The organism is Roseivivax sp. CAU 1761 (assembly GCF_054482755.1).
The window spans coordinates 1-21732 of sequence record NZ_JBTLRM010000027.1; the positions used below are offsets into that span (position 1 = coordinate 1).

General features: G+C 71.6%; 26 protein-coding genes and 1 pseudogene. 13 read left to right on the forward strand and 14 right to left on the reverse strand.

Annotated features, from left to right (window positions below):
* Window positions 1-319 precede the first annotated feature (319 nt).
* Window positions 320-1333 (reverse strand): NAD-dependent epimerase/dehydratase family protein, encoded by a 1014-nt coding sequence (locus ACXYMW_RS14870; protein ID WP_459036112.1) that lies wholly within the window; start codon window positions 1331-1333, stop codon window positions 320-322.
* Between the two features lie 134 nt (window positions 1334-1467).
* Here ACXYMW_RS14870 and hisC point away from each other — a divergent pair, with 134 nt between their 5' ends.
* From hisC to ACXYMW_RS14885, 3 genes are read left to right on the forward strand one after another with little or no spacing between them, the layout of a single operon-like run.
* A complete protein-coding gene (gene hisC, locus ACXYMW_RS14875) occupies window positions 1468-2553 on the forward strand; it encodes a histidinol-phosphate transaminase (protein WP_459036113.1) in 1086 nt (361 codons plus the stop codon).
* Window positions 2550-3476, forward strand: coding sequence for a prephenate/arogenate dehydrogenase family protein (locus ACXYMW_RS14880; RefSeq protein ID WP_459036114.1), 927 nt, complete (start codon window positions 2550-2552; stop codon window positions 3474-3476). The genes hisC and ACXYMW_RS14880 overlap by 4 nt, the downstream gene beginning before the upstream one ends.
* Entirely contained in the window at window positions 3473-4375 is a 903-nt protein-coding gene (locus ACXYMW_RS14885; RefSeq protein ID WP_459036115.1) for an extensin-like domain-containing protein, read from the forward strand. The genes ACXYMW_RS14880 and ACXYMW_RS14885 overlap by 4 nt, the downstream gene beginning before the upstream one ends.
* A 34-nt stretch (window positions 4376-4409) precedes the next feature.
* On the opposite strand, the gene ACXYMW_RS14890 is transcribed toward ACXYMW_RS14885, so the two are convergent.
* Window positions 4410-4961, reverse strand: coding sequence for a TlpA family protein disulfide reductase (locus ACXYMW_RS14890; RefSeq protein WP_459036116.1), 552 nt, complete (start codon window positions 4959-4961; stop codon window positions 4410-4412).
* A 24-nt stretch (window positions 4962-4985) separates the two neighbouring features.
* Between ACXYMW_RS14890 and argH the strand changes: the two genes are divergently transcribed.
* From argH to ACXYMW_RS14910, 4 genes are read left to right on the forward strand one after another with little or no spacing between them, the layout of a single operon-like run.
* Window positions 4986-6377 carry an argininosuccinate lyase gene (argH, locus tag ACXYMW_RS14895; RefSeq protein WP_459036117.1) on the forward strand — a complete coding sequence of 464 codons (1392 nt, stop codon included), beginning with the start codon at window positions 4986-4988 and terminating at the stop codon, window positions 6375-6377.
* The gene (locus ACXYMW_RS14900; protein ID WP_459036118.1) at window positions 6374-6526 is read left to right on the forward strand and encodes an argininosuccinate lyase; all 153 of its coding nucleotides are present in this window, start codon (window positions 6374-6376) and stop codon (window positions 6524-6526) included. Before argH ends, ACXYMW_RS14900 begins: the two co-directional genes overlap by 4 nt.
* On the forward strand, window positions 6523-6735 hold the full coding sequence (locus ACXYMW_RS14905) for a hypothetical protein (protein ID WP_459036119.1): 213 nt from the start codon (window positions 6523-6525) through the stop codon (window positions 6733-6735). The genes ACXYMW_RS14900 and ACXYMW_RS14905 overlap by 4 nt, the downstream gene beginning before the upstream one ends.
* The gene (locus ACXYMW_RS14910) at window positions 6735-7052 is read left to right on the forward strand and encodes a DUF2834 domain-containing protein (RefSeq protein WP_459036120.1); all 318 of its coding nucleotides are present in this window, start codon (window positions 6735-6737) and stop codon (window positions 7050-7052) included. Before ACXYMW_RS14905 ends, ACXYMW_RS14910 begins: the two co-directional genes overlap by 1 nt.
* Window positions 7053-7088: 36 nt before the next feature.
* On the opposite strand, the gene ACXYMW_RS14915 is transcribed toward ACXYMW_RS14910, so the two are convergent.
* A complete protein-coding gene (locus tag ACXYMW_RS14915; RefSeq protein WP_459036121.1) occupies window positions 7089-8495 on the reverse strand; it encodes an alkaline phosphatase D family protein in 1407 nt (468 codons plus the stop codon).
* A gap of 202 nt (window positions 8496-8697) precedes the next feature.
* On the opposite strand from ACXYMW_RS14915, the gene ACXYMW_RS14920 reads away from it, so the two are divergent.
* Window positions 8698-9369: a TetR/AcrR family transcriptional regulator gene (locus tag ACXYMW_RS14920; protein ID WP_459036122.1), complete on the forward strand. Its 672-nt coding sequence runs from the start codon at window positions 8698-8700 to the stop codon at window positions 9367-9369.
* On the opposite strand, the gene ACXYMW_RS14925 is transcribed toward ACXYMW_RS14920, so the two are convergent.
* From ACXYMW_RS14925 to ACXYMW_RS14960, 8 genes are all read right to left on the reverse strand, one after another.
* Complete coding sequence (locus ACXYMW_RS14925; RefSeq protein WP_459036123.1) at window positions 9348-10439, reverse strand: THUMP domain-containing class I SAM-dependent RNA methyltransferase; 1092 nt, start codon at window positions 10437-10439, stop codon at window positions 9348-9350. The two genes, ACXYMW_RS14920 and ACXYMW_RS14925, sit on opposite strands and share 22 nt — an antisense overlap.
* The gene (locus tag ACXYMW_RS14930) at window positions 10439-11476 is read right to left on the reverse strand and encodes an AI-2E family transporter (protein WP_459036124.1); all 1038 of its coding nucleotides are present in this window, start codon (window positions 11474-11476) and stop codon (window positions 10439-10441) included. The genes ACXYMW_RS14925 and ACXYMW_RS14930 overlap by 1 nt, the downstream gene beginning before the upstream one ends.
* A gap of 114 nt (window positions 11477-11590) precedes the next feature.
* Window positions 11591-13369, reverse strand: a complete 1779-nt coding sequence (locus ACXYMW_RS14935) for an SLC13 family permease (RefSeq protein ID WP_459036125.1) — start codon at window positions 13367-13369, stop codon at window positions 11591-11593.
* Window positions 13366-14337, reverse strand: coding sequence for a DUF1513 domain-containing protein (locus ACXYMW_RS14940; RefSeq protein ID WP_459036126.1), 972 nt, complete (start codon window positions 14335-14337; stop codon window positions 13366-13368). The genes ACXYMW_RS14935 and ACXYMW_RS14940 overlap by 4 nt, the downstream gene beginning before the upstream one ends.
* Before the next feature lie 234 nt (window positions 14338-14571).
* Window positions 14572-15066: a bacterioferritin gene (gene bfr, locus ACXYMW_RS14945; RefSeq protein ID WP_459036127.1), complete on the reverse strand. Its 495-nt coding sequence runs from the start codon at window positions 15064-15066 to the stop codon at window positions 14572-14574.
* Window positions 15050-15322 (reverse strand): (2Fe-2S)-binding protein, encoded by a 273-nt coding sequence (locus ACXYMW_RS14950; protein WP_459036154.1) that lies wholly within the window; start codon window positions 15320-15322, stop codon window positions 15050-15052. Before ACXYMW_RS14950 ends, bfr begins: the two co-directional genes overlap by 17 nt.
* Before the next feature lie 144 nt (window positions 15323-15466).
* Window positions 15467-15655: a hemin uptake protein HemP gene (hemP, locus tag ACXYMW_RS14955; protein ID WP_459036128.1), complete on the reverse strand. Its 189-nt coding sequence runs from the start codon at window positions 15653-15655 to the stop codon at window positions 15467-15469.
* Window positions 15649-15792 carry a hypothetical protein gene (locus ACXYMW_RS14960; protein WP_459036129.1) on the reverse strand — a complete coding sequence of 48 codons (144 nt, stop codon included), beginning with the start codon at window positions 15790-15792 and terminating at the stop codon, window positions 15649-15651. The genes hemP and ACXYMW_RS14960 overlap by 7 nt, the downstream gene beginning before the upstream one ends.
* Window positions 15793-16055: 263 nt before the next feature.
* Here ACXYMW_RS14960 and ACXYMW_RS14965 point away from each other — a divergent pair, with 263 nt between their 5' ends.
* The 3 genes and pseudogenes from ACXYMW_RS14965 to ACXYMW_RS14975 all read left to right on the forward strand — a co-directional run bounded on the left by ACXYMW_RS14965 (window position 16056) and on the right by ACXYMW_RS14975 (window position 17864).
* Window positions 16056-16313 (forward strand): hypothetical protein, encoded by a 258-nt coding sequence (locus tag ACXYMW_RS14965; protein WP_459036130.1) that lies wholly within the window; start codon window positions 16056-16058, stop codon window positions 16311-16313.
* 485 nt (window positions 16314-16798) lie between these two features.
* Window positions 16799-17482, forward strand: a pseudogene (locus ACXYMW_RS14970) (sugar transferase).
* A gap of 130 nt (window positions 17483-17612) precedes the next feature.
* The gene (locus ACXYMW_RS14975; protein ID WP_459036131.1) at window positions 17613-17864 is read left to right on the forward strand and encodes a hypothetical protein; all 252 of its coding nucleotides are present in this window, start codon (window positions 17613-17615) and stop codon (window positions 17862-17864) included.
* A gap of 22 nt (window positions 17865-17886) precedes the next feature.
* Here the strand turns inward: ACXYMW_RS14975 and ACXYMW_RS14980 are convergent, their stop codons facing one another.
* Window positions 17887-18624: a M48 family metalloprotease gene (locus ACXYMW_RS14980; RefSeq protein WP_459036132.1), complete on the reverse strand. Its 738-nt coding sequence runs from the start codon at window positions 18622-18624 to the stop codon at window positions 17887-17889.
* Between the two features lie 157 nt (window positions 18625-18781).
* Between ACXYMW_RS14980 and ACXYMW_RS14985 the strand changes: the two genes are divergently transcribed.
* A complete protein-coding gene (locus ACXYMW_RS14985; RefSeq protein ID WP_459036133.1) occupies window positions 18782-19024 on the forward strand; it encodes a hypothetical protein in 243 nt (80 codons plus the stop codon).
* Window positions 19025-19044: 20 nt separating this feature from the next.
* On the opposite strand, the gene ACXYMW_RS14990 is transcribed toward ACXYMW_RS14985, so the two are convergent.
* Both ACXYMW_RS14990 and ACXYMW_RS14995 read right to left on the reverse strand, forming a co-directional pair.
* Window positions 19045-19656 carry a sugar transferase gene (locus tag ACXYMW_RS14990; RefSeq protein WP_459036134.1) on the reverse strand — a complete coding sequence of 204 codons (612 nt, stop codon included), beginning with the start codon at window positions 19654-19656 and terminating at the stop codon, window positions 19045-19047.
* Window positions 19653-20501: an NAD-dependent epimerase/dehydratase family protein gene (locus tag ACXYMW_RS14995; RefSeq protein ID WP_459036135.1), complete on the reverse strand. Its 849-nt coding sequence runs from the start codon at window positions 20499-20501 to the stop codon at window positions 19653-19655. Before ACXYMW_RS14995 ends, ACXYMW_RS14990 begins: the two co-directional genes overlap by 4 nt.
* Before the next feature lie 104 nt (window positions 20502-20605).
* On the opposite strand from ACXYMW_RS14995, the gene ACXYMW_RS15000 reads away from it, so the two are divergent.
* On the forward strand, window positions 20606-21727 hold the full coding sequence (locus tag ACXYMW_RS15000; RefSeq protein ID WP_459036136.1) for a polysaccharide biosynthesis/export family protein: 1122 nt from the start codon (window positions 20606-20608) through the stop codon (window positions 21725-21727).
* Window positions 21728-21732: the final 5 nt, after the last annotated feature.

The following is a 21732-nucleotide window of genomic DNA, read 5'->3' on the forward strand; positions in this document are numbered from 1 at the left end:
CCCCCCCCCCCCCCCTCCCCCCCCCCCCCCCCCCCCCCCCCCCCCCCCCCCCCCCCCCCCCCCCCCCCCCCCCCCCCCCCCCCCCCCCCCCCCCCCCCCCCCCCCCCCCCCCCCCCCCCCCCCGGCGGCCTGCGGCCTTGATTCCGCGCCGGGGGACTTGTCCGGACCGTTGGGTGACGGTGCGGGCCAAGTCGCGCGGAGGAATGCTGGGGCGTTGGACGGCAGGTGCTATCCCGGCCCGGCTGTCGGCGTTGCGTAGCACCCTGTCCGGCAGAGCGCCGCCCGTCGCTCCCGCAGACCGCCGGACGCGCCCCGGCGCTCACACCCCGTAATACTCCCGGTACCAGTCGACGAAGCGCGGGATGCCCTCGCTCACCGGGGTCTGCGGCACGTAGCCGGTGAGCCGCTGCAGCAGCCCGGCATCGGCCCAGGTGGCCGGCACGTCGCCGGGCTGCATCGGCATCAGGTTGCGCCGGGCCGGGCGCCCGGTGGCGCGCTCGATCTCGTCGATGAAGTCGGTCAGCCGCACCGAGCTGTTGTTGCCGATATTGACCACCCGCCAGGGCGCCACCGGCGACAGCGTGTCGCCCTCGGGGATCGCGGCGCCGGGCCCGGGCCGCACCGGCGCGGCGTCGAGCAGCAGCCGGATCGCCCGCACCAGATCGCCGACATAGGTGAAGTCGCGGAACATCTCGCCGTGATTGTAGACGTCGATCGGGCTGTCCTCGAGGATCGCCCGGGTGAACTTGAACAGCGCCATGTCGGGCCGCCCCCACGGCCCGTAGACGGTGAAGAAGCGGAACAGCGTCGTCGGGATGTCGTGCAGGTGGGCATAGGCATGGCCCATCGCCTCGCCGGCCTTCTTGGTGGCGGCGTAGAGGCTCATCGGGTGGTCGGCCTTGTGCACCTCGCGATAGGGCATCTCGGTATTGGCGCCGTAGACCGAGGAGGTCGAGGCCATCATCAGGTGCCGGACCTCGGCCGCGCGCGCCGCCTCCATGACGTTGAAGGTGCCGATGACGTTGGCGTCGAGATAGGCGCGTGGGTTCTCGAGGCTGTAGCGCACCCCGGCCTGCGCCGCGAGGTGGACGATGGCGTCGGGGGCAAAGTCCCGGGCCAGCGCCGCCACCGTGCCCTCCTCCTCGACCAGCGCCTCGGTGGCGGCGAAGCCCGGGCTCTCGCGCAGCAGCGCGTGCCGGCGCTCCTTGAGGCGGACATCGTAATAATCGGTCATGCCGTCGAGGCCGTGCACCTCGAAGCCTTCGTCGAGCAGCAGGCGGCAGAGATGGAAGCCGATGAAGCCGGCGCTGCCGGTGACGAGGATGCGGCGCATGACGGCCTCCCTGCGGATGTGGTTGCCGCCTTGTCGCGCAAGCGGGGCGGCGGCGCAACGCCGCGGGCGGGACGGTTTGCCGCTTTTCTCTTCACCGGGCGGCGGGTAAAGACGCCGGCGAAGGAGACGGGGCCATGACCAAGATCGCGCCGCAGCCCGGCATTCTCGACATCGCCCTCTACGAGGGCGGCAAGGCCCATGTCGAGGGCGTCGCCAACGTCGTCAAGCTGAGTTCCAACGAGAACCCCTACGGGCCGAGCCCGGCGGCGCAGGAGGCGGTGCGCCGCAGCCTGCACGAGATGCACCGCTATCCCTCGACCGATCACGCCGGCCTGCGCGCCGCCATCGCCGAGGTGCACGGGCTCGACATGGGCCGGATCATCTGCGGCGTGGGCTCGGACGAGATCATCCACTTCCTGTGCCAGGCCTATGCCGGGCCGGGCGACGAGGTGATCCATACCGAGCACGGCTTCGGCATGTACAAGATCAGCGCCCGCGCCGCCGGGGCGACCCCGGTCGAGGTGCGCGAACGCGAGCGCGTCACCGATGTCGACGCCATCCTCGCCGCCTGCACGCCGCGGACCCGGCTGGTCTTCATCGCCAACCCCAACAACCCGACCGGCACGATGATCGGCGCCGCCGAGGTCGAGCGGCTGGCCGAGGGCCTGCCGGAGCAGGCGATCCTGGTGCTCGACGGCGCCTATGCCGAATATGTCGAGGGCTATGACGGCGGCGCCGGGCTGGTCGAGGCGCGCGCCAACGTGGTGATGACGCGGACCTTCTCCAAGCTCTACGGGCTCGGCGGCATGCGCGTCGGCTGGGGCTACGGCCCGCAGGCGATCATCGACGTGCTGAACCGCATCCGCGGCCCCTTCAACCTGTCCAACGTGGCGCTGGCCGCGGCCGAGGCGGCGATCCGCGACACCGCCTACCTGCAGCGCTCGCGGGCCGAGAATACCCGGCTCAGGACCTGGCTTGCCGAGGCGCTGATGGAGCACGGCGTGCCCTCGGACATCTCGACGGCGAATTTCGTCCTCGCCCGGTTCGGCGACCGGGCCGAGGCCGAGGCCTGCGACCTCTACCTGCAGAGCCAGGGGCTGATCGTGCGCCGGGTGGCGGGCTACAACCTGCCGCAGGCGCTCCGGATCACCGTCGGCGACGAGGCGTCGTGCCGCCGCGTGGCGCATTGCATCGGGCTGTTCAAGGCCGGCGCGCGATGAGCGAAGGTCAGGTCTACGACAAGGTCGCGCTGATCGGCCTCGGGCTGATCGCCTCGTCGATGTTCTGGGCGGCGCGGCGGCGCGGGCTCGCCGGCCATGTCGCGGGCTATGCCCGGACGCGTGAGACGCGCGAGACGGCGCGCCGCATCGGGCTCTGCGACGCGGTCTGCGACAGCGCCGCCGAGGCGGTGGCCGACGCCGATCTGGTGGTGCTGGCGGTGCCGGTCGGCGCCATGGGCGCGGTCGCCGCCGAGATCGCGCCGCATCTCAAGCCCGGCGCCACGGTCACCGATGTCGGCTCGGTCAAGCGCACGGTGATCGAGGCGGTGGCGCCGCACCTGCCCGAGGGGGTCGATTTCGTCCCCGGCCATCCGCTCGCCGGGACCGAGCATTCGGGCCCGGAATCGGGCTTTGCCACGCTCTTCGACAACCGCTGGTGCCTGCTCATCGACCTGCCCGAGGCGCGCGCCGCGGCGCAGGATCGTCTGGCGCGGTTCTGGCAGGGGCTGGGCGCCCATGTCGAGACCATGGATGCCGACCACCACGACCTGGTGCTGGCGGTAACCTCGCATTGCCCGCACCTGATCGCCTACACCATGGTCGGCGTCGCCGACGACCTGCGGCGGGTCACCGACAGCGAGGTGATCAAGTATTCCGCCGCCGGCTTCCGCGACTTCACCCGCATCGCCGCCTCCGACCCGACGATGTGGCGCGACGTGTTCCTCAACAACAAGGACGCGACGCTGGAGATCCTCGGCCGCTTCACCGAGGAGCTCTTCGCCCTGCAGCGGGCGATCCGCACCGGCGACGGCGAGCAGCTGCACGCCTATTTCACCCGCACCCGGGCGATCCGGCGCGGCATCATCGAAGCGGGACAGGATACGGACGCGCCGGATTTCGGCCGCGCCAAGGTGGAACGATGACACGATCTCTGCTGGCCCTCACCCTCGCCGCGCTGAGCCTCGCGCCGGCGCTTCATGCCGCCGCCCCGGACAGCGCCCTGCGGCCGGTGGCGCGGCCCGAGGCGGCGCCGGTGGCGCGCTTCGCCAGCGACGGGCTGGAGGCCGGCCGCCGGCCCGAGGCCCGGCCCGAGGCGTTCCGCAGCGCGCTGGCGGCCAAACTTGCGCAAAGCATGGCGGCGCCGGCCGCGGCTGCCGGTGCCTCTGCCCCCGGGGAGCTTTCGGCCCGCGGCTTCGCCGCCGCCGCCAGCAGCCTTGCCGTGGCCGCGGCACCGCGGCCGCAGCGGCGCGAGGGCGGCCAGCTGCACCAGGCCATGGCGCGCCAGGTCGAGCGCGCCGGCAACGGGCTCTGCGGCGATCCCTCCATCGAGGGCGAGCCGGTGGGCTTCGTGCCGGGCAAGCTGCCGGCCTGCGGCGTCGACGACGCGGTCCGGGTGCGCGCCGTCGGCGGCGTGCGCCTCAGCCAGGCCGCGCTGATGGACTGCACCACCGCGCGGGCGCTGAAATCCTGGGTCCAGGGCGGGGTGAAGCCGGCGGTGGGCCGGGCCGGCGGCGGCGTCGCCGAGCTGCGGGTGGCGGCGCATTACGCCTGCCGGACCCGCAACAACCAGCCCGGCGCCAAGGTCTCCGAGCACGGCAAGGGCCGGGCCATCGACATTTCGGCGATCCGGCTCCGCGACGGCACCGACCTGACGGTGCTGGGCGGCTACCGGGCGGCCGGGCAGGGGCCGATCCTGCAGCGCATGTACCGCGCTGCCTGCGGCCCGTTCGGGACCACGCTGGGCCCCGATTCCGACCGCTACCACCAGGATCATTTCCACTTCGACACGGCGCGCCACCGCGGCGGCAGCTTCTGCCAGTGACCCGGCCGGGCGGGGCCGCCGCGGGGCGCTCCGCTCAGCCGCCGACCAGCTCCCGCAGCACCGCCTTGGCCGATGCCGAGGACCAGTCGGCATCGCCCTGCAGCCGCGCCACCTCGCGGCCCTCGGGGTCGAGGATCAGCGTCACCGGCAGGCCCAGCACCGCCATGTCGCGGGCCAGCGCCGATTTCGGATCGCGGTGCAGCGGCAGGTTCGACACCCCGATCTCCGAGAAGAATTTCTTCATCGCCGGCTGCGGGTTGCGCCCGGTGGCGATGGTGACGACCTCGAAGCCGGCGCCGCCCATCTCGCGCTGCAGCTCCGAGAGCATCGGCATCTCCTTGCGGCAGGGCGCGCACCAGGTCGCCCAGAAGTTCACCAGCACCCATTTGCCGCGGAAATCGGCGAGGTCGAGCGGCTTGCCCTCGAAGGTTTCGAAGCCGGTCCCGGGCGCCGGCTTGGCGGCGGAATGGAAGACCAGCTTCTTCATGTCGCCCGAGCGCAGCGCCGCGGCGGCCTCGGTGCCGGCCTGGGCCGGAATTGCAAGCAGCGAGGCGGCGGTATAGAGCGCCAGGAGAACCCGTTTCATCTTTCCTCCGAAGGGTCTGAGCACATGACGGACACGACCTCGAACCAGATGTGGGGCGGCCGCTTCGCCGCGGGACCCGATGCCATCATGGAGGCGATCAACGCCTCGATCGGCTTCGACAAGCGGCTCGCGGCGCAGGACATCGCCGGATCGAGGGCCCATGCCGCCATGCTGGCAGCCACGGGCATCGTCGAGGCTAAAGAGGCCGAGGCGATGCGGGAAGGCCTTCTCACGGTGTTGTCAGAGATCGAGGGCGGCCGCTTCGCGTTGTCCACCGCGCTCGAGGACATCCACATGAACGTGGAGGCCCGCCTGAAGGAGATCGTCGGCCCGGCGGCCGGACGGCTGCACACCGCGCGGTCGCGCAACGACCAGGTGGCGACCGATTTCCGGCTCTGGGTGCGCGACCAGCTCGACGCCGCGGCCGCGGGGCTCGAGGCGCTGATGCGGGCGCTCTTGGCGCAGGCCGAACAGGGCGCCGACTGGGTGATGCCCGGCTTCACGCATCTGCAGACCGCGCAGCCGGTGACCTGGGGCCACCACATGATGGCCTATGTCGAGATGTGCGGCCGCGATCTGGGCCGGGTGCGCGACGCCCGGGCGCGGATGAACGAATGCCCGCTCGGCGCCGCGGCGCTGGCCGGCACCTCGTTCCCGATCGACCGCCACATGACCGCCGAGGCGCTGGGCTTCGACCGGCCCTGCGCCAATTCGCTCGACGCCGTGTCGGACCGCGACTTCGCGCTGGAATTCCTCTCCGTGGCCTCGATCTCGGCGATGCACCTGTCGCGGCTGGCCGAGGAGCTGGTGATCTGGTCCTCGGCGCAGTTCCGCTTCGTGACGCTGTCGGACCGCTTCTCCACCGGCTCCTCGATCATGCCGCAGAAGAAGAACCCCGACGCGGCCGAGCTGATCCGCGCCAAGATCGGCCGCATCTTCGGCGCCAACGTGGCGCTGATGACGGTGATGAAGGGCCTGCCCTTGGCCTATTCCAAGGACATGCAGGAGGACAAGGAACAGGTCTTCGACGCCGCCGATCACTGGCTGCTGGCGCTGGCCGCGATGGAGGGCATGGTGCGCGACATGGCGGCCAACCGCGACGCGCTCGCCGCCGCGGCGTCGAGCGGCTTCTCCACCGCCACCGACCTCGCCGACTGGCTGGTGCGCGAGGCCGGCCTGCCGTTCCGCGACGCCCATCACGTCACCGGGGCGCTGGTGGCGCTGGCCGAGCGCAAGGGCTGCGACCTGCCGGAACTGACGCTGGACGACATGCGGGGCGTGCATCAGGATATCACCGAGTCGGTCTTCGAAGTGCTCGGGGTCGACAATTCGGTGGCCAGCCGCACCAGCTTCGGCGGCACCGCCCCGGTCCGGGTGCGCGAGCAGGTCGCGGCATGGAAGGAGAAACTGGGATGACGGCGCGTCTCGCCCTCGTGCTGCTGACGCTGGGCCTCGCCGGCTGCGGCGCCGATGGCGACCCGGTGCCGCCCGAACCCGCCGCGGCGCGGCCGGGCGTCGGGCTGGAGGTCAGCGGCAGCGCCGCCATCGGGGTGGCGCGGCGATGAGACGGGCCGGGCTCCTCGCGGCGGCGGGCCTTCTGGCGCTGGCCGGCTGCGCGGCGCCGAAGTCCGGCGAGAAAGCTGCGACCGAGCCCGAGCGGCCCGCCGTCGAGACCACCGGCTATACCGAGATCGGCATCAGCAACCGCGGCGTCGTCGGCGGCGCCGGGGTGCGGATGCGGCGCGGCAACTTCACCTTCGGCCTGGATTTCTGATGACCGGATTGCGGCCGCTCTGGCTGGCGCTGGCGCTTTGGGGCGCGGTGCATCCGATGTACTGGTTCGTGACCTTCCTGGCCGCCAATGGCTGGTCGCCGGCGGCGCTGCTGGACGCCTGGCACGCCAATGCCGCGACCACCGGGCTGACCTGGGACCTGACCATCGCGGCCGTCACCCTGACGCTCTGGATCCTCGCCGAGGTGGCGATGCGGCGCAACTGGGCGGCGCTGCTGGCGGTGCCCGCGACCTTTCTCATCGGGGTGAGCTGCGGGCTGCCGCTCTATCTCTGGTTCCGCTCCCGTCCGGTCGTCTGACCGGGCGCCGCGCCCGCTTGCCTCCGCCGCCGCCGCTCAGAGCGGCAGCCAGGGCGTGGTGCCGCTGTCCTCGAGCTCCCAGCGCGCCTGCCAGACGCCGTCGCGGCGCTCCACCTGCAGCCAGTTGCGCTCCGCGGCGTAGAGCCGGCGCTGCCCGGGCAGGGGGCGGATGCGGATCGGGTGCTGCGGGATCGGCGCCTCGCCGAACCGCGCCAGGAGGCCCAGCACCCTTGCATAGGCGCCGGGCGGGGCGCGGTGCGAGATGCCCGAGGCCACCAGCTGGTGCACCGGCGCCGCCCCGGTGGTCAGCTCGGCCCGGGTGGCGAGGTGGATTTCGCCGGAGATCGCCGTGACGCGGTGCCCGGCGCGTTCCAGCCCCAGCACCTTCTGCAGCATCTGGACCCATTCGCCGCGGTGGGCGCGGCTCTGCCACTGGTCGCGCAGGTCGTCCTCGTAGCGTTCCATGCGCCGGGTCAGGCCCATCAGCCATTCCAGCACCGAGAGCCGCGGCCCGAGCAGCGGCACCGAGGAGATCAGCAGCACGCGCTCGCGCAGATCCTCGCAGGCGCGCTCGAATCCGGCCCAGCCGGCCGGCCCGATGACCCGCCGCCGCTGCCGTTCGGAGCGCAGGTCGGGGGCGACGATGCTGAGGCCCGGCAGGTCGCGGCGCCAGCCCAGCGAGGTGCCGGTGGGATCGAGGAACAGGTCGTCGCGCTCGTCCTCGGTGGCGGCGTGCTGGTAGAGCAGGAAGGCCTCGCGCGCCGCGGCGAAGAGCGTACGGCCGACGCCCGAGCCCTCGGCCCGCTCGCCGAGCGAGCCCCAGCCGTCGCAGATGTCGTGGTCATCCCAGATCATCAGCGACGGCACGCGCGCCGCCACGCGGGCGAAGCCGGGCGCGGAATAGGTCGCGGCATAGCGCTCCAGCAGGCGTTCGCGCAGATGCGCCCGCAGCCCGTCGAGCGCCGCGGCATCGGGCTCGGCCGCGGGCACCTCGGGCCAGTCGCGCGACAGCGGGTGATCGTCGGTGACCTCGTCGGCATAGACCTGGTCGCCGCCATGCAGCATCAGGTGGAAGGGCGCGCGGTCCTGCGCCGCCTCGAGCCGGCGCCACATCCGGTTGCGCTCCTCCTCGTCGCGCTCGAGATCGCCCGCTTCCTCGCCGTTGCAGGACACGAAGGCGAGGTTGAGGTCGCCGTCGAAATCGGTCGCCACCGTGTGGCTCTCGCCGCCATGCGAATAGTGCCCGGCGCCGCCGCGCGGCAGCGCGAAGTCGATGCGCCAGATGCCGTGGCCGGCGATCTCGGCCAGGCGCTTGGGCGCGTGTTCGGCGCCGTCCACGATCACCGGCGGCGGCGGCTCCGGGCCCTCGCGCACCAGCAGGGCCGCCAGCTGCAGCTCGGTCTCGGTCAGGCGGCGGAAGATCAGGACGGGTCCGAACTGCACGTCGAGGGCTCCTTTGTCGTGCCGTTTGACGGGCGCAGCGCCCCGGTGCGCGGCGCGGCCCCGGAACGTGCGACCAAAACATACCCTTGCAGGGCCGGGCGGCTCACGTAGATGTAAGTTATGACGAGAATTCCGAAAGTCCCCATCGCCCATGCCCGCTATCGCGCCGCCGGGCGGGCGGTTCCGCACATCGGCCGCCGCAATGGATGACGGCGCCGGATCGCAGACCGAGGCGCCGCCGCGCCGCGGCCGCCCGCCGGCGCTCGATGCCGAGGATCGCCGCGACCTGATCCTCGACGCGCTGCAGCGCGTCTTCGACGTCTCCGGCATGGCCGGGGTGTCGATGGCCGCGGTGGCGCGCGAGGCCGGCATGTCGAAGCGCACGCTCTACGCGGTGTTCGACGACCGCGCGGCCCTGCTCGAGGCCTACACGGCGCGGCGGCTGCGGCGGATGATCCGGCCGCTGGGCCCGGCCGAGGAGGACCTGCCGCTGGCCGAGCGGCTGCGCCTGCTCCTGGCGCCCAACATCGCCACGCGGTCCCTGGCGCTGCCCTTCGCCATCCTGCGCACGGTGATCGCCGAGGCGCCGGAGCGTCCCGACATGGCGGCGCGGATCTTCCGCCGCGGCCTGCCGCAGATCCGCGCCATGATCCAGGCCGAGCTCGACCGCGCGGTGCGCCGCGGCGAGGTCGAGATCGCCGATACCGGCGCCGCGGCGGCGCTTCTGGCCGACATGGCGCGGCCCTCGCCGCTCGACCGGCTGGTGGATCCGGCGCGGCCCGTCGATCTCGCCGCCGTGGAGGCGCGCTTCGAGCTTGGCCTCGCGGTCTTCCTGCGCGGCATCGGCGCCGATCAGAGCGCCGCGCTGCGGTAGAGCCGGACCTTGAGGCCGCCATGCGCGACCTGCGGGCCGGGCTCGGCCCAGGGCAGGGCGGTGGCCTTGGCGAGGCCGGGATCGGAGGTCACCAGCCCGACCCGCCAGCCGCCGAACCGCTCCTTCAGCACCGCGCCGAGCGCGCCGTAGAGCGCAAACAGCAGCTTGCGGTCGCCGATCCGCGCGCCGTAGGGCGGGTTGACCATGACCAGTCCGGGCGGGCCGTCGGGCCGCGCCAGGTCGCTGACCGCGTGGCGGCGGAAGGCGGTGAGCGCGGCCAGCCCGGCGCGCTCGGCATTGGCCGCGGCGTTCTGCACCGCGCCCTGGTCGCGGTCGGAGCCGAAGAAGCGCGGCGGCCCGGCGATGTCGGGGCAGGGGCCGCGCAGCGAAGCCACCGCCGCGGCGTCGAGGCTCGCCAGATCCTCGAAGGCGAAGCGCCGCGCTCGGCCCGGGACCAGCCCGGCGGCGATCTCGGCGGCCTCGATCACGAAGGTGCCGGAGCCGCACATCGGGTCGACGACGCTCTGGCTGCCGTCGAAACCCATGGCGCGCAGGAAGGGCGCGGCCAGGGTCTCGCGCAGCGGCGCCTTGCCCACCGCCTGCTTGATCCCGCGCTGGTGCAGCGGCGCCCCGGTGGTGTCGAGGCTGATCGCCGCGATGTTGTCGTCGATGCGCAGCTTGAGGGTCAGCGGCGCCTCCGCCGAGACCGCGATGCCCGCCGCCTCGAGCGCGGTGGTCAGGCGCTCCGTCGCCGCCCGGTCGTGGTAGATCTTCGAGCGCCGGCAGGTCGCCTCGACCCGGACCGGACGGTCGGGCCGCAGGATCTCGGACCAGGCGACGCGCCGGCAGCGTTTGTCGAGCTGCGCCAGGTGGTGCACCGGAAAGCCCGCGATCCGGGCCAGCACGCGGGTGGCGCCGCGCAGCCTCAGGTTGGCGCGCCAGACCTCAGGCCAGCCGCCGCTGACCGTCACGCCGCCCGGTTCGACCGCCGGATCGGCGAAGCCCAGGCCGACGGCCTCCTCGGCCAGCAGGGATTCGAGCCCCGGGGGGCAGACCAGAAACAGTTCCATCAGACTCTCCCGCGGGCCGACAGCATCACCGCGATCGGCCGCGTCGCCGGCACCTCGGCCAGCACGATCACCAGGCTAGCGGTCAGCGGCACGGCGAGGATCGCCCCGGCAATGCCCCAGAGACCGCCCCAGAAGGCCAGCGCCAGCAGCACCACCGCCGGCGACAGGTTGAAGGTGCGGCCCATCAGCCGCGGCTCCAGCACCGCGCCGACATAGACCTGCGCGATGGTCAGGGTGACCAGCGACAGCACCGCGAACTGGTAGGAGCCCGATTGCACGAGGCTCAGCAGCACCGGGAACAGCACCCCCACCAGCGAGCCGAAATAGGGCACGTAGTTCAGGAAGGCGATGAGCACCGCCCAGAACAGCGCGAACTCGATGCCGATGGCCCACATGATGGCGTAGGAGATGGCGCCCAGCACGACGTTCACGAAGGTCTTCACCAGCAGGTACTGGCTGATCCGCGTGTTGATGCGGTCGATGAGCTGCACCGCGCGCACGCCCTTGCCGGGCCCGCCGAGCGCGATCGCCACCTTGTCGGCGAACTGCACCCGTTCGGCGAAGAAGAAGGCGGCGTAGAGCACGATCAGGAACAGCGTGGTGCCGATGCCGCGGATCTGGTTGGCGAAGGGCGCGATCAGCCCCGCCGTGTCGATCCGCCCCAGCGTGCTGTCGCGGACGATCTCCCAGTTCGGCTCGTCCTCGATGCCGAGGAAGGTGGCGCCGCGGGCCACCAGCGCGTCGAGGTTCTGCTCGTAGCCCGGGATCGCATCGACCACGCGGGCGAAGTTCACCACGATCAGGAAGAAGAGCAGCACGATGCCGGCGGTGAAGGCCAAGAGCACCAGCACCCGCAGCGCCCAGAGCGGGGCGTGGCGGAGCAGCGGCAGCCGCTTCAGCGCCGAGGCCCCAGCGGTCAGGACGTAGAGCGCGATCACCGCGGCGATCACCGGCAGCAGGATCGGTTTGCCGATCCAGAACAGCCAGCCCAGCATGATGGCCAGCGCGGTGCCGAAGGTGATGGGACCGAGTCGCATGGCGGCCAGATTAATCAGAGCCATAGCGGCGGGGCGAGAGTGCGCGCGGCCCTCGCGGGCGGATTGGCCGCGAAAAAACCGCCGCCGCCGCCGCCGCGGCCCGGATCCCGCCGTTCACGGCTGGAAGGGGAAGAAGATCGGCAGGATCAGCACCGCCAGCACCGCGAAGATGACGTTGAGCGGCAGGCCCACGCGCAGAAAGTCGGCGAAACGGTAGCCGCCGGCGGAATAGACGAAGGTGTTGGTCTGGTAGCCGATCGGTGTGGCGAAGCTCGCCGAGGCCGCGAACATCACCGCCATCACGAAGGGCCGCGGGTCGTAGCCCAGCGTCTCAGCCAGGGCGATGGCGATGGGGCCGATCAGCACCGCCACGGCGTTGTTGGAGATCAGCTCGGTCAGCGTGCTGGTGAGCACGTAGACGAAGGCCAGCATGACCACCGGGGGGACGTCGCCGATCGCCGCCGCGGCGGAGGAGACGATGAGCTCGGCGGTGCCGGTCTTCTCCATGCCGAGCCCGAAGCCCAGCATGCCGAAGATCAGGAACAGGATGCGCCAGTCGATGGCGGCGAAGGCCTCGTCGGGGTCGATGCAGCCCGCGGCCATGACGATCACCGCGCCGATCACCGCGAGCCCGGCAATGTCCATGACGCCGAGCGCCGAGAGCGTCACCACGGCGAGGATGGTGAGGATGGCCAGCGGCGCCTTGGGCCGGCGCATCGGGCGTTCGCCGGGATCGGACAGGTTGATCACGCCGCCATCCTCGAGCAGCCGCGCCATGCCCTCGGCCGAGCCCTCCAGCAGCAGCGTGTCGGCGAATTGCAGGCGCAGATCCTCGAGGTTCTCCGACATGTTGCGGTCCTGCCGGTGCAACGCCGCGATGTAGACGCCGTATTTGCGCCGCAGCCGCAGGTTGCCGACCTTGCGGCCGCGGAGCGGCGAGTTCGGCCCGATCGAGGCCTCCATGACGCGGACCTTCTCGGCCTCGACCGGGGCGAGGTCGGGCCCGGCGGCGCGGAACACCACCTGGCCGCCCTCGGTGAGGCCGAGGATCTCGCCGGTGCCGGCGCGCAGCACGATGCGGTCGTCGGCCTCGAGCTGCACGGCGCGCAGGTCGGTGCGCAGCGACACGCCGCGGCGGATGACGTCGATGACCCGCGCCTCGTCGGGGTCGAAGGGCAGGTCGGCAAGACGGCGGCCGATATGGACCGAGCCCGGGGGAATGCGCAGCGAGGCGGTGAAGTGGCGCTTCGAGGCCTGTCCCAGCGCCGCGGTGAGGGTGGTGCGGTCGGGCAGCAGCCGGTGCCCGGCCCAGATCATGTAGAGCGCGCCGGCGGCGGCGAAGACCAGCCCCGGCAGGGTCATCTCGAACATCGAGATCGGCCGCAGCCCGGCCTGTTCGGCGACCCCGGACATCAGGATGTTGGTGGAGGTGCCGACCAGCGTCAGCGTGCCGCCGAAGATCGCCGCGAAGGACAGCGGCATCAGCAGTTTGGAGGCCGAGACCCGGACGCTGGCGGCGACCCCGATCATGATCGGGGTGAGCAGGATCACCACCGGGGTGTTGTTCATCAGGGCGGAGGCGCCGATGGTCACCACCATCATCATGCCGATGGCCCGCAGGTAGGAGCCGCGGGCGGCCTTCTGCAGGCGCCGTCCGATCGATTGCAGCACCCCGGTCCGCTCCAGCGCCGCCGACAGGATGAACATCATCGCGATGGTGATCGGGGCCGGGTTCGCGAACACCGACAGGAAGTCCTTGGAGGTCAGGATGCCGGTGGCCAAAAGCACCGCCGAGGCGCCGAGCGCGGTCAGTTCGGGCGGGAAGACCTCGCGGAAGAACAGCGCGAAGATCAGTGCCAGCAAAACCAGCATCACTACATGTTCGAGGGTCATGGCTCAGCGCCCCGTAGCGCCGGCCCGGTGCCGGTGCGACGCCGAACTAGGGGCCGAGTCGGGGCCGCGCGCAAGAGCCGTTTTGCAGGACGCGCGCCGAAGCGTGCCGTCCGGCGCGCGGTCAGGCGGCGATCGGCACCAGGTGGTGGTCCCAGCGCAGCCCGGCATGGCGGGCCAGCGGCGCCATGCCGGCGGCCAGCGACAGCACGCCGCCGGCCCCGTCGGTGGCGGTGCAGCCCGAGAAGCGGCACCAGCGCCGCGTCCGGCCCGCGCCATTCCATCGCGAAGGCGACCTCGCCGGTGGCGCTCTGCGCCAGGTGGCGGATGGCGTTCGCGGCAAGCTCGGGCGGCAGCACCGCTTCCTCGAGGATCTCGCCGAGCAGCGACAGATAGGTCAGCGCCGGGCGGCCGGCCCCGGCCGCCGCGCCGCCGCCGCGGCCGTCATCGCGCCGGCCCTCATGGGCCACCGCCAGCACGTCGCCGAGCCGCAGGATGTCGTGCGGCCCGATGCCCCCGGTGGCGATCTCGCCGACCCGGCGGTAGCCCTCGGGGCGCGACCACAGCCCGATCCGGCCCTCGCCGGTGGCGATGTCGCTCTCGGCGGTGCAGAGCAGGTCACCCGCCGCGGCGAAGACGCCGTGGCCGCTGAAATGCCGCCCCGCCGGTGCCGAGAGCCGGTGCGCCACGCAGCGCCGGGCGCAGTCGATGACCAGCGCGAAGGTGCCCGGACGGCGCGCGAAGGCGACCGCTTCGGGGGCCTCGGGATGGGCCGCGGCGGCATGGCCGCGGTCGGGGATGCGGATGCGGAACAGCTCTGCCCCGGCGGCGCTCAGGCCGATCAGCCGGTGGCTGCCATCGGCCAGCTGCGCGGCGCTCAGATAGGCCGGCGCCCCGGCATCGGCCCAGCTGCTGGGCGGCGGGGCAGGGGTGAGGCGCAGGCGGGCGAGGAGGCCGCATCGTCTGGTCATGGGCGAAATCCCGAGGCAGGGGCGGCAAGCATCCGGCCCCTTGGAAACCGAGCTTGTGCTTCTCAATCCTTGAAGGTCGCCCCGGGGTTCCAAGTATTCACAAAAATCTCCGGCGGGCGGGTTTGCGTTTTCGGAGCCCGCACGCCCCGGCATGAAGCGGCGCGCGCCCCGGGCATGAAAACGGCCGCCGCGCTGCCGCGGCGGCCGTTTCGGCCGGGTGGCCGGCGGCGGTGCTCAGCCGTCCTGCTCGGCGTCGTTGGACGGCGTCGCGTTGAGCAGGCCGTAACCCTGCTCGCCGAGCTTGGCATAAAGGTCGAGCTGGGTCTCGAGATAGTCGATATGGCCTTCCTCGTCGGCGATCAGCTCCTCGAACAGGTTCTTCGAGACGTAGTCGCTGACGCGCTCGCAATGGTCGCGGGCCTCGACATAGAGATTGCGGGCATCGTGTTCGGCGGCGAGGTCGGCCTCGAGCGTTTCCTTCAGGGTCTCGCCGATGCGGAGCGAATCGAGCTTCTGCAGGTTCGGGTGTCCCTCGAGGAAGATGATTCGCTCGATCAGCCGGTCGGCATGGTGCATCTCCTCGATGCTCTCCTCGCGGCTCTTGGCCGCGATCTTGCCGAACCCCCAGTCCTCCTGCAGCCGGTAATGCAGCCAATACTGGTTGACCGCGGTAAGCTCGCTGCGCAGAGCCTGGTTGAGATAGTCGATGACCTTATCGTCGCCCTTCATGTCCGGATTCCTTGCGCATCGTTTCTGGCTGAGCCGCGCGGCGCAGGCCGCGCAGGTTGGCTGGCACCTGAAAACTATCGCAGGATTGCAGCGTGTCCATGAAGATGGGCAGGCAGCCGCCGCAATCGGCCTTCTTGCCGAGCGCGCGGTAGACCTTGCCGGGGGTGATGATGGTGTCGGGATCGGCCGCCCGCATCCAGTCCACCGCCTGGCGGATGTCGCGGTCGCTGATCGACATGCAGTGGCAGACCATCATCACGAGTGGCTCCTGTTCGGCCCGCGGCGGCGCGGGTCTTTCGCCGCCCGTGATACATAAGAACTTTGCTAAGGAATAGAACCGAACCGGGCGGCCGCAATCACGTTTTGCGTCAGCGGCCGCCGGCGGCGCGGTCGGTTCGCGTCATTTGGTCAGGATGAGCTTGCCGGCGCGGGTGATGCGCAGGGTGTAGATCTGGCCGTGCAGGTCGATCCGGGCCAGGCTGCCGCCGCCGGTCAGCGCCTCGGCGTCATGGCAGGGGATGGCCGGGGCGGCGGGCTCGGGGCGGTCGACCTGCCGGGCCGAGGCGGTCTCGATGCGGCGGGTCAGCATGGCCGCTCCGATCCCGCCCGCCGGGCGGCGAAGAGGGCGGCGAGCAGGGACAGCGCGCTGCCGGCATAGGCCTCGCGGTCGGTGACGAAACCGCCGCGCATCGGCGGGAACGGTCGGGGAAGGGCGGGTTTGGGCATGGCGGATCTCCTCGCTGGGAAACGGGACCGGGCGGCTCCCCTGTCTGGCAAGGTGGCTGGAATAATTCCTGACGGTTGTTGTTGGTTTTGTCAAACGCCGCGTGGCCGCCCCGTCGCCGCACCGCGGCGCATGGGGGCAAACCCGGGATTGCCCATGTATTGGCATCAATGCACCACCAGAGTGGACAATATTCGCGCACGCGAAACGGTATCGTTGCCAAATCCGCAATTGATCGCGCAATCTTCCAGACGGGAGGCACGGCATGCGAATTCATGGCACAGGTCGACGCGGCGATCCCGGCGGTCGCCAGCACGGCGGCGGTCCGCCGCGGACGCGCTGCCGCCTCTCGGCGATCGGGGTGATCATATTGTCGGTTCCGCCCGCTCTGCTGGCGACGCTGGTGGCGGTAATCGGTTTGAACCTTTCGATTTTCTGGGCCCTGCCGGTCTATTCCGGAGCCGGGATCGCCAGCAGCCTTTTGATCGCGATTCTGTGCTGCGCGTTTCGCGGCGACGCCTGACCGGGACCGCATCCCGGGCGGGTGGCGAATCGTCCGCCACCGGAGGCGACTCGGCCGCAGCCGGCAACTGATTGATACACGAACAATTCTATCTGTGATTGAATCGTATCTTGAATGGCCCCGGAATGCGCAGCCCGTTCCGCGACAACGCCCAGAAAACGGGCAGGAATGTGGCGAATTCCGGGCCGGCGCGTGAATTACTTTTGACCGATGCCGGGATTCTGCCTTAAACCGAATGTTGCGTCGCAGCACGGGCGACGCGGCAGGGCATCGGGCCGGTGGAAGGTCGGTCCCGGAACCCGCGCAGAAATTTGAATAATGGGAACGCCACGGGGCATCCGTCGGCGGTTCGGGGGTGCAGGAATTTATTGCACCGCAGGGGAATGATCGGGGGCCGGCCTTGTCGGTGCCCGCTCGATAGCGGCTCAATTTATGGCTTGACGCGATTTCCGCGACGCTGGCCGGCTTGCCTATAGGACGTGATTATGACCGACACATTTGTGAATCGTCGCCCGGAACTTGGCGCGGAGGCTCCCGCCCAGAGCTTTATCCTTCGCGATGTCTACCGCAGCTTCGTGAAGCGGAGCTTCGACATCGTTCTCGCCATCTTCCTGCTGCCGATCCTGCTGCCGGTGATCGCCATGCTCTGGGCCGCGGTGCGGCTCGAGGGCGGTCCGGGCTTCTTCGGCCACAGCCGCGTCGGCCGCCACGGCGCCACGTTCCGCTGCTGGCAGATCCGCACCATGGTGCCCGACGCCCAGGCGCGTCTCGAGGAGCTGCTGGAGCGCTGCCCGCAGGCCCGGGCCGAATGGGCCAGCGACCGCAAGCTGCGCAACGATCCCCGCATCACCCGCCTCGGCGCCTTCCTGCGCCGCACCTCGCTCGACGAGCTGCCGCAGATCTTCAACGTCCTGAAGGGCGACATGAGCTTTGCCGGCCCGCGCCCGGTCACCGCGCCGGAGCTCGAGCGCTACGGCGCCAGCCAATGGGCCTATCTCGAGATGCGCCCCGGGATCACCGGGCTCTGACAGGTCTCGGGCCGCAACGAGGTGAGCTACGACGAGCGGGTGCGGCTCGACCGGGAATACCATGACACGGTGGGCCTGCTGGCCGATCTGAAGATCATCTGCCGCACCGCCGGCGTGGTGGTGAACCGCACCGGCTACTGATCGCCGCGCAGGGGGACCGGCCGACTGTCGTCAAAATTGTGATGACAGTGCCGGATTCTCCCCTTCATATCCGACCGCTTTCCCTGATATCCCGCGTCTTGTCCATTCAGACGCGGGATTTCGTGCGACCATGACCAGCCTCTCCGTCCTCGCCGGAAAACTCTCCCGTCGCCGGCGCGGCCGCGACCGCGCGGCAGAGGGCGAGGCCGGGCCCGGCGGCGGCTTCGGCGCGGCCTTTCTCGCGGTGCCGGTGGCGCTGGTGGCGGCGCCGGCGCTGGTGGTCTGGCTCGACCTGTCCTGGCTCTGGCTGCTGCCGCTCTACTCGGCGGTGGGCGTGCTCGCCTTCGCGGTGGTCGCCCTGCTGGCGGGCCGGCGCCGCTGAGGCGCCGCCGGCCCGAGCCGCGTCAGCTTTGCGCGGCGGTGCGGCGCACGATGTCCATGCGCTGGGCGTTCGGCGGGTGGGTGCCGAGGAAGCGGTTGCCGGGATCGGGAATGCGGGTGAAGAACTCCGCGCCGTTCACCGGGTCGTAGCCCGCCCGCTTGGTGATCACCGTGCCCAGCTGGTCGGCCTCGAGCTCGAAGTTCTTGGAGTAGGAGCGCGCGCCCACCGTGGCGCCGAACCGCTCGGCCGAGCGGACCGCGTCGGCCCCGGCCCCTGTCATCGCGGCCAGCCCCGAGAAGATCACCGCGCCGGCAGCGGCGTTCTGTCGGGTGCGGTCGAGATGGCCGAGGATGTGATGCGCCGCCTCGTGGCCCATCACGAAGGCCAGTTCGTCGGAATTCTCCACCGAGGCGATCAGGGCCAGGTTGAAGGCCAGGACCGGGCGGCCGGCGGCGTCCACGGTCTGGTAGGCGTTGGGCAGCTGGTTGGGGCGGTCGTCCACCACGATGATGAAGTTGCAATTGGCGTTCGAGGTCACCCGCCGGCATTCCTGCTCGGCCACCGGCTCGACGGTCCGCACGACCTGGACAAAGGTGCGCGCGGCCCGGTCGGCGCGGGTCTTGAGCTCCCCGCCTTCGGTGATCAGGGGGCCGCCGGGCCGCGTCGTCGGCACGTCGGGCGTGGCGGGATCGACCCGCTGGACCGTCACCGGCTCGCAGGCGGCGAGGGCGACGAAGAGGAGCGGCAAGAGGCGGCGCATGATGTCTCCCGGTGGTTGCGGTGCCCGACAGGGATAAGCGCGGAATCGCCGGCGCGCCAACCCTTTTCGCGGCGCCGGCGCCGACCTGCCCATGGCCTCGCGCGGCCGGCGCGGCGGGGGCTGGGCAAGCCCCGCGGCGGCGGTTAGGCTCGGCGCCATGTTCAGCATCGAGCACGAATTTGACTGCACCGTGGTGACCCTCGTCGACGAGGGCGAGGCACCGCTCCAGGAAGACGTGGTGATCACCGGCTTCGAGGAATGCATCACCATCGAGCAATACGATGCGCGCATCGATTCGATGATGAAGATCACCCTGTCGATCAGCCAGATGCACGATTTCGCCGCGGCGCTGGAATTGCCCGAGGGCGTGTATCGCCGCAAGACCGACGGCGCCGACTGACGCCGCAGCGCGCGCCCGGCTCAATGCGGCGGGATGCGCCGCAGCACCGTCGCCAGCATCAGCCGCAGATCGAAGCAGAGGGTGCGCTTTCGGGCATAGATCAGGTCGAGCCGGGCCTTGCGCGGCACGCAGCGGCGGACATAGACCGCCTCGGTTTCCTCGGCGGTGGCGCAGCGCGCCAGCATGCGTTCCTCGGCGCGGTGATAGACCAGCGTGGCGAGCCCGGTCAGCCCGGGCCGCGCCCGCAGCACCCTTGCATAGAGGTCGGGGAACATCTCCACGTAGCGGCGCAGCGGCGGCCGCGGGCCGACGAAGCTGATATCGCCGCGCAGGATGTTGACGAGCTGCGGCATCTCGTCGAGCCGGTAGCGCCGCAGCACCCGGCCGGTGGCGGTGATCCGCGCCGCCTTGTCGCCGCCCGAGACCCCGGCATCGCGGTCGGCCAGCGTCATGGTGCGGAACTTCCACAGCAGGAAGCCCTGATCCGGGGTCTTCATGCGCTCGGCGCGGTAGAGCACCGGGGCGCCGTCGCGCAACCGGATCCAGAGCGCGATGGCGAGGATCGGCAGCGCCAGCACCGCGCCCAGACCCAGCGCCGCGGCGATGTCGAAGAGCCGCTTGCCGGGGGTCACGGCGTGCCGCCCGGGGCCGGGCACCAGCCCGCCAGCAGATGCTCCGGCGCCGCCGCATCGGCGGGCAGGGGGCAGAGGGCGGCGAGCCGCGCGGTGTCGAGCTGGACGCGCTCCGCGGCCCCGGGCGGCGCCGGGCGCCAGCGGATCTCGCGCCCCGCCGCCGCCGCGAGCGCGGCCATGGCGGTGGGCCGCGGCGCGGCGACGTTGAGCAGGGCGGGGACGCGCTCCGGCTCGGCGGCGTCGAGCGCCAGCAGCACGCGGGCGAGATCGGCCGGCGCGATGTAGCTGCGCACCGGCCCCGCGCCCGAGGCGAAGCGGTCAAGGGTGACGGGGCCGCCTTCGTAGAGCGTCGCGGCCAGGCTCTCGGCCCCGGCGACATTGCCGATCCTGAGCGCCACCGCGCGCGGGCCGGCGGGGCGGCGCGCCCGCTCCTCCGCGATCGCCCGCTCCATGTCGAGCTTCGCCGCGCCGTAGGCCGAGGGCGGGTCGGCGGCATCGGTCTCCCGCAGCGCGGCGGGGCCGGGGCGGTACACCGCGGCGCTCGAGCAGTGGATCACCAGCCGCGCCCCGAGTTCGGCGCCGAGCGCCATCGCCGCCCGCGCCAGGCGCGCATTGTCGGCGAGATCGGCGCCGGGCACCGGCACCGCGCCCCAGAGCGCGGCGACGGTCCGCACCCGCGGCAGCGCCGAGACCGGATCGCCGGGCTGCCAGCGCAGCGCCCCGGGCGCGGTGCGCGAGACCCAGACCGGCGCCGCGGGTCCCGGCCAGGCGGCGCGCAGCAGCCGGCCGACCCGGCCGCCGGCACCGAGCAGCAGGATCGTGCCGGTTCCGGCGGTTTGCGGCATCTGGGATCCATTCGCTGCTGAAATCGGGCGCGGCCCTGTTTATCACCGGGAGGGCGGTCTACAACAACCGCAAGACGTCTATGCAAATCCAGGGGGACTTGCAGGTGCCACACCGTTCCGCCGCGATCCTTGCCGCTCTCGCGCTGTTGCTCGCCGCCTGCTCCGTGCCGCGCGGCGCGGCGCTCGAATCCGAGATCGTCGGCGCGGCGCGCGCCGAGGAGCCGGATTTCCAGGTCGTGCCGGTGACCCGCAACACCATGAAGGCGATCGCGCATTGGCCGGCCACCGGCGGCTTCCGGTCGTTCTCCTGGATCGGCGCCGGCGCGGTCCCCGACAGCAAGGTGATCGCCGCCGGCGACGTCATCGACCTGACCATCTACGACAGCCAGGAAAACTCGCTGATCGCCGACCAGGCGCAGCGGTCGTCCTCGATGAAGGGGCTCGAGGTTGATGCCGGCGGCATGATCTTCGTGCCCTATGTCGACCGCGTGCGGGTCGCCGGGATGACGCCCGCGGCGGCGCGCTCGGTGATCCAGCGGCGGCTGGAACCGATCGCCCCCTCGGCCCAGGTGCTGCTCTCGGTGGTGCCGGGACAGAACAATTCCGTCGACCTGGCCGGCGGGGTGGCGCGGCCCGGCACCTACCCGATGCCCAGCCGCGACTACCCGATCATGAGCCTGCTCTCGGCCGGTGGCGGCGTGCTGACCGCCTACGAGAACCCGGTGGTGAAGCTGCTGCGCGGCGGCGCGACCTACGAGATCTTCGCCGCCGACCTGTTCCGCTCCGGCGCCGGCAACACCCCGCTCCGGCCGCGCGACATCGTGGTGGTCGAAGAGGACGACCGCACCTTCACCGCCATCGGCGCCTCGGGGCGCGAGGACCTCGTGACCTTCCCGAAGCCGCGGGTCACCGCGCTGGAGGCGCTGGCGCTGATCGGCGGCCTGCAGGAGACCCGCGCCGACCCGCAGGGCGTGCTGGTGCTGCGGCAGTACCAGCCGACCGCCCTGCGCGCCGATTTCAGCGGTCCGAACCGGCAGGACGTGGTCTTTGCCTTCGACCTGACCTCGGCCGACGGGCTGTTTGCCGCGCGGCAGTTCAACATCCATCCCGACGACACCGTTCTGGCCACCGAATCGCCGGTGACGCGGGCGGAATCGATCCTGTCGCTGTTCGGCTCGGCGCTGGGCTTCACCCGGCAGGTCTCGAGCACCGCGCAGGGGCTCTGACGCCG